This window comes from Cupriavidus sp. OTU4054 (assembly GCF_038440175.1).
GTDB classification, from domain to species: Bacteria; Pseudomonadota; Gammaproteobacteria; order Burkholderiales; family Burkholderiaceae; genus Cupriavidus; species Cupriavidus pauculus_D.
This window is the reverse complement of sequence record NZ_JASATF010000028.1, coordinates 17,879-29,167: the sequence shown is the minus strand read 5'-3', so window position 1 is coordinate 29,167 and position 11,289 is coordinate 17,879. Positions and strand designations below refer to the sequence as shown.

Annotated in this window: 11 protein-coding genes; 5 read left to right on the top strand and 6 right to left on the bottom strand. The window is 62.8% G+C overall.

Going from position 1 to position 11,289, the window contains the following annotated elements; translation table 11 throughout:
• Position 1: 1 nt before the first annotated feature.
• On the bottom strand, positions 2-454 hold the full coding sequence (locus AAHB16_RS26380; protein ID WP_342052401.1) for a nuclear transport factor 2 family protein: 453 nt from the start codon (positions 452-454) through the stop codon (positions 2-4).
• 401 nt (positions 455-855) lie between these two features.
• On the opposite strand from AAHB16_RS26380, the gene AAHB16_RS26375 reads away from it, so the two are divergent.
• Complete coding sequence (locus tag AAHB16_RS26375; RefSeq protein WP_150375309.1) at positions 856-2,493, top strand: methyl-accepting chemotaxis protein; 1,638 nt, start codon at positions 856-858, stop codon at positions 2,491-2,493.
• 61 nt (positions 2,494-2,554) lie between these two features.
• On the opposite strand, the gene AAHB16_RS26370 is transcribed toward AAHB16_RS26375, so the two are convergent.
• A complete protein-coding gene (locus AAHB16_RS26370; RefSeq protein WP_150375308.1) occupies positions 2,555-3,955 on the bottom strand; it encodes a carotenoid oxygenase family protein in 1,401 nt (466 codons plus the stop codon).
• A gap of 176 nt (positions 3,956-4,131) precedes the next feature.
• Between AAHB16_RS26370 and AAHB16_RS26365 the strand changes: the two genes are divergently transcribed.
• Positions 4,132-5,214 (top strand): LysR family transcriptional regulator, encoded by a 1,083-nt coding sequence (locus tag AAHB16_RS26365; RefSeq protein WP_342052400.1) that lies wholly within the window; start codon positions 4,132-4,134, stop codon positions 5,212-5,214.
• A gap of 3 nt (positions 5,215-5,217) precedes the next feature.
• On the opposite strand, the gene AAHB16_RS26360 is transcribed toward AAHB16_RS26365, so the two are convergent.
• Positions 5,218-5,724 (bottom strand): DUF6630 family protein, encoded by a 507-nt coding sequence (locus AAHB16_RS26360; RefSeq protein ID WP_150375306.1) that lies wholly within the window; start codon positions 5,722-5,724, stop codon positions 5,218-5,220.
• 96 nt (positions 5,725-5,820) lie between these two features.
• Positions 5,821-6,513, bottom strand: coding sequence for an ArsR/SmtB family transcription factor (locus tag AAHB16_RS26355; protein WP_342052399.1), 693 nt, complete (start codon positions 6,511-6,513; stop codon positions 5,821-5,823).
• Positions 6,514-6,686: 173 nt separating this feature from the next.
• Between AAHB16_RS26355 and AAHB16_RS32805 the strand changes: the two genes are divergently transcribed.
• Positions 6,687-7,022: a YHYH domain-containing protein gene (locus tag AAHB16_RS32805; RefSeq protein WP_342064772.1), complete on the top strand. Its 336-nt coding sequence runs from the start codon at positions 6,687-6,689 to the stop codon at positions 7,020-7,022.
• Here AAHB16_RS32805 and AAHB16_RS26350 read toward each other — a convergent pair.
• The gene (locus AAHB16_RS26350; protein WP_342052398.1) at positions 7,019-7,681 is read right to left on the bottom strand and encodes a DUF429 domain-containing protein; all 663 of its coding nucleotides are present in this window, start codon (positions 7,679-7,681) and stop codon (positions 7,019-7,021) included. The genes AAHB16_RS32805 and AAHB16_RS26350 overlap by 4 nt on opposite strands.
• Before the next feature lie 164 nt (positions 7,682-7,845).
• Entirely contained in the window at positions 7,846-8,841 is a 996-nt protein-coding gene (locus AAHB16_RS26345; protein WP_342052397.1) for a hypothetical protein, read from the bottom strand.
• A gap of 716 nt (positions 8,842-9,557) precedes the next feature.
• Here AAHB16_RS26345 and AAHB16_RS26340 point away from each other — a divergent pair.
• Positions 9,558-9,872: a helix-turn-helix domain-containing protein gene (locus tag AAHB16_RS26340; protein ID WP_150375301.1), complete on the top strand. Its 315-nt coding sequence runs from the start codon at positions 9,558-9,560 to the stop codon at positions 9,870-9,872.
• A 20-nt stretch (positions 9,873-9,892) separates the two neighbouring features.
• Entirely contained in the window at positions 9,893-11,146 is a 1,254-nt protein-coding gene (locus tag AAHB16_RS26335) for a type II toxin-antitoxin system HipA family toxin (protein ID WP_342052396.1), read from the top strand.
• Positions 11,147-11,289: the final 143 nt, after the last annotated feature.

Here is an 11,289-nt window from a genome sequence, read left to right as displayed (position 1 = left end):
TTCAGGTGGCCTTGACTGCCTGCCGCGCCAGCAGCTTCCACTGGCCGCCTTGCTTCTGCCACACCTGCAGCACCTTGAGCAGCACGGTGCCGGGCTTGCCGCTGTCCAGCGTCTCGCCCGACAGCGTGTGGCGGATCACCGCCACGTCGCCGGAGACATTCACGGTCTGGTCGGTGATCGCGATGCTCACGAAGTCCGATTTCTTGTCGAGCAGGTCGCCGATAAAGCTTGCCTTGGTGTCGAGGCGTCCGCCCGAGTGGCCATAGCTCAGCGAATCGGCCACGAGGCTGGACAGCGTGGCCTGGTCGGGATCGACCATCGCGACGCGCAGCTTTTCGGCATTGGCGGTGACGGCCTGTGCGTCCGCGGACTGGGCATGGACGGGGGCGCTGATGGCGATGAACAGCACGGCGGCGCGCAGGCCATGGGTCATGGCGGCGGTGAATGTGGACATCGGGTGTCTCCGGTTTTATTCGAATTGTCTTCGGTTGGGTTCCTAATCCGACACCGGACCGCTAGCGCCAGACTAGTTGTAAGTCATCGTATCACAAGGATCGTGGCGGGGCAGATGCTCCTCAACCCTTGTCTCCTGTGCGCCACCGCGCCCCCCTGGCCCCCGCGCCCCGCCGTATCCTCCCTCTCACCCCACTTCCGACCGTCCCCCTCTCGCGAGGGGGTTATGTCCGGGCGAATCCGCCGTTAGGGTGCAAACAAAAGAATGTCTGGCGACATTTTGCAGATTTGACGTTTGCATTATTTACGCCGGATGGATATTGCAGGAACGGGCTCATCAGCGGTGCAACGCGTCACTAGGAGGGCGCGTCATTCAACCGGGAAGAGAGAGGGGGTAGAGCCGTGGCATTCCGCAATCTGTCAATCAAGACGAAGCTGCTGGCGGGCTTTGGTGTGCTGGCACTGGTCGTGCTGGTGGTGTCCGGTTTGTCGCTGCATGCCCTCAACCGGGCAATCGATGGTTTCAACGACTACATCAACGGACTCAACGCACGCGCCAACATGGCGATCGAGGTGCGCACGGCGGTGGATCGCCGCGCCATCGCGGCCCGCAATCTCGTGCTCGTGACCACCCCCGCCGATCTCGAACTCGAACGCACCGAGGTGCTGCGTGCCCATGACGACGTCGCGAAGAATCTCGCCAAACTGAAAGACATGATCGCGCGTGGCAATGCAAGCCAGGGCGCGCGCGATCTCGTGGCGGAAGTCGATCGCGTGGAATCGAAGTACGGTCCCGTGGCGACCGCGATCGTCGGCCTCGCGCTGGACAAGCAGCAGAGCGCCGCCATCGCGAAAATGAACGCCGAATGCCGGCCGCTGCTGGCGGCGCTGGTCAAGGCGACAGATGCCTATCTGAGCTTTACGCACGAACGCCAGCGCGAGATGGTGCAGCGACTGCAGGACGATTACGTGACGCAGCGCAATCTGCTGATCATCGCCTCCATCGCCGCGGTGGCATTCGGCCTGATCGGCGGCCTGCTGCTGACGCGCGCGATTACGGGTCCGATCCAGCGCGCGGTGGAGCTCGCGCGCACCGTGGCGCGCGGCGAGCTTGGCACGCGTATCGACGTCACCTCCGACGACGAGACCGGCCGTCTGCTCGGCGCGCTGCGCGACATGAACGATCGCCTGACGGAAACCGTGGCGCGCGTGCGCGACTCGAGCGCGAACATCAGTATCGCCACGGCGGAGATCGCCAACGGCAACATGGACCTGTCGAGCCGCACCGAGCAGCAGGCGGCATCGCTCGAGGAAACCGCGGCCAGCATGGAGCAGCTCACGGCCACGGTGCGTCACAACACCGAGAACGCGCGCCAGGCCAGCGAACTCGCGCGCACCGCGACCGATGTCGCGCAGCGCGGCAGCCAGACCGTCGGCCGCGTGGTGCACACGATGGAAGGCATCAGCGCCAGCTCGGTGAAGATCGCCGAGATCACGGGCATTATCGAAAGCATTGCGTTCCAGACCAACATCCTTGCCCTCAACGCGGCCGTGGAAGCGGCGCGCGCGGGAGAGCAGGGCCGCGGCTTCGCGGTCGTGGCCAGCGAGGTACGGAGCCTTGCGCAGCGTTCGTCGAACGCGGCCAAGGAGATCAAGGAACTGATCGAAACGTCGGTGGAGCAAGTGACGACGGGTTCGACGCTTGCGAGCGAAGCGGGTCAGACCATGAGCGCGGTCACCGAGGCCGTGGGCCGCGTGACGGCCATCGTGCAGGAGATTACGTCGGCATCGGCGGAGCAGGGGCGCGGTATCGAGCAGGTGAACCAGGCGATCGTGCAGATCGATCAGGTGACGCAGCAGAACGCCACGCTCGTGCATGAGGCGGCCACGGCATCGCGCTCGCTGGAAGAGCAGGGGCGCGAGCTCGACGAGGCGGTCTCGTTCTTCCGGCTGCCGAATGCTCTGGCTTCCGCATCGCGGCTGATCGAAGCGCCGCAGACCGGCGGCGCGTGGCAGCCCCGCCGGGCCCTTACGGCCTGACTGGCAGGCGCCCCTGGGGAGCGGGCACCCTAGGTAGCCGGCATCCTAGGTAGCCGGCATCCTAGGTAGCCGGCACCCAGTTCCCGTGGAAACCGTAGGGCACGCGGTGCGATAGCTGCACCGCGGCCACGGGGCCCGCGGCAACATCGTCGGCGTCATACACCACGAGGTCGCTACGATGCTGCTGGCCACGATAGACCGTGGCCAGCAGCCAGCCATCCCCTTCCTCCGCATCGGCCGCGCGCGGCACGAACACCGGTTCCGACAATGCGTCCCCGAGCGGCAGCGTGTGCACGCGGCGCTTGCCCGTGATGTGATCGACATGCACGAGCGTGTCGTAGGTCGAGCGCAGCGAATCCGCATGCATGCGCGACGCGAAGTAGCCGTGCCGATACGGCAGCGTCGCATACCGGTCGTCGATACGCGGAAACTCGCTGCCGAGATCGTCGAGCCACGTACGCTGGAACTGGTCGCTGTCGCTCGCCATGTCGAATGTCCATCGGCATAGCTTCGCGCGTGTGCCCGGACCCGTGGCGCCGGGATTGAACATGCCGGGGTTGTCGTACTGCAGCACGTCCGCATGGATCAGGTCGCCGTCCTCCCAGGCGTTCATCGTGTGGAACACGTAGCAGGACTCGCCGCGGAACCAGCGCAGCTTCGACGTATCCCCGTCGCGCGGCAGGATGCCGATATGCGCGCCACGGTCGGGCTCCCACAGGTACATCGACTCTCCGCGCATCGCGCGTTCCATGCTGCCGACGATCGGCAGGATCGGAAACAGCGCGTAGCGCGGCGTCACCAGGAAGTCGTGGACCATGCTCGAGAACGGCGCGTCGAACGACGCGGTATGCGCAATGCGGCCGTCGCCATCGACGATGCCGAATGCCATGCCGTTGGAAAGGGGCCCCGAAGCAGAGTACGCGAAGTAGATCATCTCTCCGGTGACGGGATCGATCTTCGGGTGGGCGGTCATCGCGCCGCGCAGCTTGCCCCCGTAGCGGTACTCGCCACGCGTAGCCAGCGTGCGCGGGTCCAGTTCGATCGGCGGATCCGCTTCCTCGAGGGCGAGCAGCCGCCCGCCATGCCAGACGACATTCGTATTGGCCAGACTCGACGATTCCTGCCGCACGGACGGATCGGTCGTCGCCGGATTGCCCCAGCTCCCGAACAGTGCCTGTCCCGCCGCGCGCTCGAGTTCGAACTTGCGCGTGCGCACCCAGCGGTTGCGGTATCGCGCCCGGCCGTTCTCGAGTTCGAACGCGTGGACCATGCCGTCGCCGGTGAACCAGTGGTAGTCATTGTCCCGGGGCGCGAACTGTGGGTTGGGGCCGTTGCGGTACAGGGTGCCATGCAGCGCACGCGGCAGCTCGCCGGCGATGGGCAGGTCGTGTGCGTCGCACTCCATCGACAGGGGCGCGAAATTGCCCGACAGGTAGAAATGGGGAGGAAAAGGCTGGCTCATGCGGCACCTCGTGGGCGGGTCGTTCGAGAGCGGTAGCGGCATCTTGACAGGTTACGACGCGCGCGGCCATGGCGTGGTGAGCTTTAACCCTGCCGAGAGCGTGGACTTCATCATTGTTCATGTTGTGGGACAATCGCCGGCGGCGTCCCCATGGGCGTCGAAGCCTGGAGTACCGAATGAAATCGATCGACTGGAAGGACTGGGAAATCTTCTGCCGCGTGGTGGAAGGCGGTGGGTTCACCCAAGGGGCGGAGCTTGCCGAGGTCCCCAAGTCATCGGCGAGTGCCGCGGTGGCCCGGCTGGAAGGGCAGCTCGGCATCCGGTTGTTCGAACGCACCACGCGCCGCGTGCGCGTGACGCAGCGCGGGCAGCAACTGTACGAACGCGTGGCGCCGCTCTTTGGCGAACTGCGCGAGATCAGCGCGGAAGCCGCCTCCGTCAGCGCGGAAGTCAGCGGTACGCTGCGCATCGCCACGCCCTATGAAGTGGGCTCCCAACATCTGTCTCCCTCGCTGTCGCGGCTGCTCAAGCTGCATCCGTCGCTGCGCGTGCAGCTCGACGTCAGCTGGGACCAGCCCGACCTGATCCGACACGGCTACGACCTCGCGTTCGTGATGACCGATACCGGTCTCAACGACAGCTCGTTCGCAAGCAAGCGCGTGGTGCTGATCGAGCGCGCGTTCTACGCGGCGCCGGCGCTGATCCGCGAGCGTGGGCTGCCGCGCGTGCCGCAGGACCTCGATGGCTGGCCGACGCTGGGCAGCATCGACGATGGCCGCTGGGAGTTTCTGCGCGATGGCGTGGAAATGCACACGATGGAAGTGGAGCCGCGCATCTGCACGCACAACGCGGAAGTACGGCTCAAGGGTGCGATCGACGGGCTCGGCGTGGCACGCCTCTCGCCGCGATTCGTGCACGAGCAGCTGGGCCATGGCCAACTGGTGCGCGTATTGCCCAACTACATGTCGTCGCCGCTCAAGGTGTACGTGCTGATGCCCGCGCGGAAGCTGATGCCGGCGAGCGTGCGCGCGTTCCTGGACGTGCTGGAAGAAACGCTGGGCGTGCCCGATGGCCGCAAGCCGATCCCGCGTACGCTGCTGGGGGCCGCGCCCAAGTGGGCGACGTTGACCGCGGACAGCATCGGCCTGCCCGAAGGGCTTTCCGATGTCGGCATCGCGGTGCCGGGTGGCATCGATGGCGCGGTGATGCCCACCCCGGGCGATGCATCGCCCATCGTCACGCTCGACGATGGGGTGTGAGGCTCAGTAGGGCTGATCGCCGGTCCGCAGTTCGATACTGAGCGTCTCGGAGATCTCGATCATCTCCTCGTCGTCCTCGCTGCGCGTGATCCATCCCGCGTAGGCATCGCCACCGGTGTCCCAGTTCCACAGCGTGTAGCCCGCCACGCGCAGCTGGTTGAAGGCGATCTCCATCAGCTCGGGCACGCTGGTGCTCTCGAGGAAGTCTTCGTCCTCGGTGTCTTCTACGCCCCAGTCGATTTCGAGATCGATGCGCTCGCATAGCTGATTCATGCTGCCGATAAACGATTCGGCATCCTTCCAATCGACATAGAAGCCCGACTCCCAGTCGATGATGTCCTTGAGGACCCAGAGCAGTTCCTCGCCATCGGCATCGTCTTCCTCGGAATCCTCCAGCGACTCGTCGAACAGCGCCTGCTGGCGCTCGGTCTGCGCGGTGTCGCCAAGGTTGATCAGCCCGATGAGTCGGCTGACCGCATCGGCTGCGTCGTCTTCCAGTTCAATCGTCATCGTTCGGTCTCCTTGTCTTGCGGCGTTCAGTGATTTGCAGGGACGCGATCATGCCTCAGGCACCCGGTCGAACGCAACCATCGTGCCTGTGGCCGCTCATCGGGCCGCGATGCCTGCTATCGCCCGCTGCCCCCGCGGCGTCACCCGCAACGCGCGCGACGTGGCGGTCGCCTCGATCCACCCTTGCGCCAGCATGCGCTGCAGCATGGCGGCGCCCAGTGCCCCGCCCAGATGCGGCTTACGCTCGCTCCAGTCGGGGCAGGTACAGGCAAACTGCCGCCGCTTGCGCCGCGCGTCGCCCAGATCGATCCCAAGCCCGCCCATCGCGTCGGTGCCATCCGCGGTGAGATCGACGGCCGTGCCGTCCACGACGATCCAGCCCGACTGCCTCATACGATCGAAAACCCCCACCGCAAGTTCACCGGCCATATGGTCATAGCAAGTCCGCGCCTGCCGCAACGCCGGCGGCGCGGTCCGCGACACGGGCACCGCGCGCATCCGCGGCGGCTGGCTGGCCAGAGACGCCGAAGCCAACGCCTCGATCGCCACACCGATCTCGGGCGTGGACAACCGGTAATAACGATTCCGTCCCCGCGACTCGACCGCCAGCAAGCCCCCTTCCGACAACCGATTCAAATGCCCGCTGGTGGAAGACGCCGACAACCCCGCAATCAACGCCAGCTCCCCGGCGGGCCGGGCGCTGCCATCCATGAGCGCCCAGAGCATGGCGGCCCGGCCAGGGTCGGCGAGAAGGCCTGCAAGATGGCTGATGCCGGGGGCGTATTCCATTGTTTGATGGGTGGTGAAGGGTGGATGTTGGGGAGTATAGATGGGTGTTTGGCCAAATCAAGATGGAACCCATTTCCCCTCTCCGGCGGGATAGTGTCTCCATAGCCAACACCCGAAAATCGCTCTCGGCGTCGCGATAGCGATGCTCAATAAGAACAGACCGGAGGGGTCAAATGAAGGGAAGCGACAACGCCGCACTCGCGACGGCGAAGCGTGTCTGCCTGGGCGGCATCCTGTGCGTATCGCTGCTACCCACGGCCCATGCGCACGGCGGCGGCCTGAATGCCGAGGGTTGCCACACGAATCGCAAGACGGGGGAGTACCACTGCCATCGGGGAAGCACGAGCACGAGCACGCGATCCGCGAGATTGATGGATTCCAATGTGCCACACGCCAACGCGATGAAGCCCGACGTGCGACCGTCTGGCGGCCCCACCTGCTACACGGGTCCTCGTGGTGGGACGTACACGATTACTGCGAGTGGGCGGAAAAACTATGGAGGGTGCTAGCGCACTAGAGGTCTGTTGCTCGCCCCCGTGTCTGGCAGGCGAAAGTTCGGCACCACAATGTAGCCGCCTTCAGCATCTCCATAGGCACGCGACCTGCCTTCCAGATGCAACTGCGCCGTCAACGCGCAAAGCGCGGCATCGAGGTCGTCGATCGTGCGCAGGCTGGAGGTGTCAATGCCTGACCTTTCCAATATGTCTCTGCGTTGAGCCCTTTTCTTCTTTGCGGAAGCGGTGTCCGTTCCGAGAAGCGCGCACGTGATCGCATGCGGAAAGGTCTCGAACACGCCCGGCTTGTCCGTATAAGCCTCTACCATCAGCGGGTAGTGAGGGGCGAACAGATCAAAGACTCGACGACCGTTTAGCATCCAGCCATAGAACCCGTCGCGACCAAGTTGCGCCTTCTCTTCCGTTGGCGTAGAAAAGCAAAAGATTTGCTCTTTCATCATCTCTTTCTCCGCCTTCCTCCCAGCCGTCCCAACGCTCCACTGACAGGGAGCGTCGATGCCAACCAGTCGGACGTCATGCTCGATGCAGACGCTGAGCAGATCTGCCGCATCCTTGCTTCTCGGCGCGCAAACAATTTCACGCTCGCGCAAGATCACGAGATGGAATCCCTTGTTGAGATCGCCGACGTCAATACCAGCCACTAAGTTCGCCACAGGTCATCTCGCAAGATATCAAGTATGTCTCTTGAAGCTATCGAAAAAGCCGCAGAAACAACAAAGTCCGCCGGGCGGCGGACTTTGCTTGCTGATGGTAACGCGGCGCGCTCGCCTGAACAACCCCATGAGTATGCGTATAGAGGATCTGCCATGGGAGCGCCTCAACTCAACGGCGTCCAGACCGCCAACCTCCGTTCTCCGTGAACAACCTCCGCGGCCCCGTGTCGTTTGCCAATGCGTCGCAGCTCCCGCTTGAGTTCGCGGAATCTACGGAACGCTCCGATCTCGACAGGGCGCTCGCGCCGATGACCACCGTGCATGCGATAGGCATCTAGCCCGGCAGGAGTGTTCAATGACATGAACCGATGATGACTCTCGGAGACGAGATAGGTCGAGTACATATCGGGAGAGAACCACCGCATCATTTCCAGGATGCGGTTGTAGCTGAGGTGCAGGCGCGTGATGGCCTCGGCAGGGTTTGAAGGGGAGCGTTGAACGGGGCTCTGAGTAAGGTTTCGCCGTGGCCGATCTTCCTCCAGAAGAGGACCCGCTTTCCAGATCGGTTCGAGATGGGCGACGCGGTTTCTCAGGCTATTACAGTAGTCGATTCTTGCGAAAAGGCGGTCGCGATTCTTGCGCGCTACCCAGTAGGCGCTGTTCCTGTAACGGTGGCCGGGAAGAACTTCGACCAAGATGCTTGGCCAATCGATCAGTGCGCCTGCGGTGTCATGGCCCGCGTCCAGCAGATGTGACCAGAACCCGAAGGTTAGCTTGGATACGACATCATCGGGCCACGGCATTGGTGTGCGTGCGACGAGTTGCCAGCGGCCCGAGACCCGGGCGCGTTGGTGTGTCATCTTCTTGACCGCTTCTTCGGAAGCTTTGGTCAGCCTGAGGTGGAGGTACCAATCCCGCGACGTGGCGGAACCATTCGTGCCATAGCGGCGGCTGAGCGCGCCGTGGAATTGATTCCTCATTACGACCTCAGTAATAGCCAGTGCACGCGATACGCACTGTGATATCGATTCGTTCCAACAGTAGAGACCGAACGCTTCACGATCCGTCAGAGCAGTGAAGAACGACCGATAGCTACTCAGCCGTGCTCGTGAGAGGGCGCGCACCGCGCCTGCGACATGTTGTTGCTTGAGAGTGCTCATTGCGTTAGACTTTGCCTGTACGCGCGTGGGGCAAATCTTGGCTGTGCTCTTGGTATCCGATAGGGTGTCCAACAGCCGCCAACATCCACGACGCCAATGAAGCGAAAGGCCACCTTGTGTGGCCTTTCGTTTTTTGCGCTTTCGTTTTTTGCGCTTCCGTTTTCTTCAGTGCATTTGTTCTTAGCACCATCGCTCCGCCGCACGATGCCTGTCTCTATTCGGCGACGGGCGTCATCGCGCATGTGGCCGAAGCTTACGACGGCTTGGCTACCTTGCATCTAGTCGTTTCATGGAATGTATTTCTCGACTTGCCCTTGCCGAGTAAGGGGCTTACGACAACGCGTGCGGTGAAGGCGTGCCGGGCATTTGCTGCATTGAGTCCCGTTGGATCTGGTCCGGCTTGCTCATCGCGGCATTGGGAGTTGCCGTACTGATGGTGAGTGCGGTCTCTCATCTCAGCTATAGGAGGCGGGCTCGAAGCCACCTTTTTTCGTGCGATGGAGAGGTGGAAGATGGACGGGATCGGGCCGCTTGAGGATTCTTGTCCTATGGGTGCGAGCTATCTATGTGCGGTTGATCCTGTGGCTTGTTTGCCACATAAAATGGTCAAGAGAGGTGACTTTGACTAATTTATGTGGAGAAAGCGACGGCGTTAGGTCTCGTTAATACACATAAATTGGACAACTGTAGGTTGATTGCCTAAGATATGTGGCATCATGAAAGCAAGTCTGCCCCCATTCCCCTCCGTCGTTCGCCAACTGAAAGATCTCGGCGAGCGACTCAGGCTCGCCCGGCTTCGCCGGCAACTGACGACGGAGTTATTTGCAGAGCGGATGGGGATCTCCCGCGAGACGCTACGTCGGCTCGAGCTCGGTGATCCGACCATCGCCATGGGGACCTACATGCGCGCCCTGCGCGTGCTGGGTCTGGATAGCGATATCGATGCGGTTGCGCGCGATGACACGCTCGGCCGGAAGCTGCAAGACCTTGCGCTGCCGCAGCCGAAGACTCGGCGTCGTCAAACTTCGTAGCGTGCCGAAGAAGGGCAGACATGGCCAAAGCGCCTGACCGAATGACCTATGACGTGCACCTCGACGCGCCAGAGCTCGGGGTGAACCAGCTCGTTGGCAGGCTTCACCGTCATGCGATTCGCACCGATGTCGCGCCTTCGTTCGAATACGACGGGGATTGGCTTAAGAGCGAATCACGTTTCGCACTCGATCCAAGACTCGAACTTTGGCGGGGCGAGCAGCATCCCCCCGCGGATGCTGCGGCTTTTGGCGTATTCATGGACTCGGCGCCTGACCGCTGGGGCCGCGTTCTGATGGAGCGCCGCGAGGCCGCGGCCGCCGAGCGCGAGGGCCGCAAGATGCGGACCCTCCAGGAGATGGACTTCCTGCTTGGCGTGTTCGATCACACGCGTATGGGAGGTCTTCGCTTTTGCGGAAGTGACGGCGTCTTTCTGGACAATCATCAGAATGCTGCGCCTCCGGTCACTGACCTGAAAGAGCTCGCCTATATCAGCCGCCGCATCGAGGAGCCCGGCGTCGAGAAGCTGCCTGAGTACCAACGCTGGCTTGCGATGCTTATCGCGCCTGGTACGTCGCTTGGCGGCGCCCGGCCGAAGGCCAACTTCACGGACAACAAGCGTTTGTGGATCGCCAAGTTTCCGGCAAAAGACGACCGTTATGACGTCGGCGGCTGGGAATACCTGATGCACGTTCTGTCGAAGAAGGCGGGCATCGTCGTCCCCGATGCCCGGCTCGAACACCTGACGGACAACTATGGCACCTTCTGTTCGTCCCGGTTCGACCGTACGAGCGGCGGGCGGCGCATGTATGCGTCGGCGATGACCTTGCTCGAGCGGCGCGATGGCCAAGACGGTGCGAGCTATCTGGACCTCGTAGAGTTTATTTCCGACCAGGGTGCGGCGGGTCACGTTGCCGAAGATCTGGCGCAACTCTTTCGACGCGTCCTCTTCAACATACTGGTCGGCAACCGAGACGACCATTTGCGCAACCATGGGTTTATTCGCGAGCCGACTGGGTGGCGCCTCTCTCCCGCGTTCGACGTCAACCCGAATACCTCGAAACAGGAACACGCGTTGGCCATCGACAGCAAGAACGCGTCGCCAGACACAACGGTGGCCATGCAACAGGCCGAGCTTTATCGACTCGGTCATCGGGACGCTCAGCGGGTGCTCGACGAAGTGCGCGCCGCGATCGCAGGCTGGCGCATCGAAGCAGAGAAGCTGAGGCTCTCCGCTCTCGAAATCAAGCGTATGGCGACCGTCATCCAGGCGTAGCACGAAGTCGCGGACTCTCCCCAGAATAGCCAACCTTCGCCAGCCCCGCCCCTCATCCAGAAGTATGAGAAGCGCAAGAAATATCAGATCGAGAAATCGCGCCTCGTTATAACTTTACTTTCCCAAAGGCCGTCCTATTCTGC

Coding starts and splice junctions, on each gene's coding strand:
- AAHB16_RS26380 (WP_342052401.1), bottom strand. CDS start 454: ATGTCCACATTCACCGCCGCCATGACCCATGGCCTGCGCGCCGCCGTG.
- AAHB16_RS26370 (WP_150375308.1), bottom strand. CDS start 3,955: ATGAGCCAGCCTTTTCCTCCCCATTTCTACCTGTCGGGCAATTTCGCG.
- AAHB16_RS26365 (WP_342052400.1), top strand. CDS start 4,132: ATGAAATCGATCGACTGGAAGGACTGGGAAATCTTCTGCCGCGTGGTG.
- AAHB16_RS26360 (WP_150375306.1), bottom strand. CDS start 5,724: ATGACGATTGAACTGGAAGACGACGCAGCCGATGCGGTCAGCCGACTC.
- AAHB16_RS26355 (WP_342052399.1), bottom strand. CDS start 6,513: ATGGAATACGCCCCCGGCATCAGCCATCTTGCAGGCCTTCTCGCCGAC.
- AAHB16_RS32805 (WP_342064772.1), top strand. CDS start 6,687: ATGAAGGGAAGCGACAACGCCGCACTCGCGACGGCGAAGCGTGTCTGC.
- AAHB16_RS26345 (WP_342052397.1), bottom strand. CDS start 8,841: ATGAGCACTCTCAAGCAACAACATGTCGCAGGCGCGGTGCGCGCCCTC.
- AAHB16_RS26340 (WP_150375301.1), top strand. CDS start 9,558: ATGAAAGCAAGTCTGCCCCCATTCCCCTCCGTCGTTCGCCAACTGAAA.
- AAHB16_RS26335 (WP_342052396.1), top strand. CDS start 9,893: ATGGCCAAAGCGCCTGACCGAATGACCTATGACGTGCACCTCGACGCG.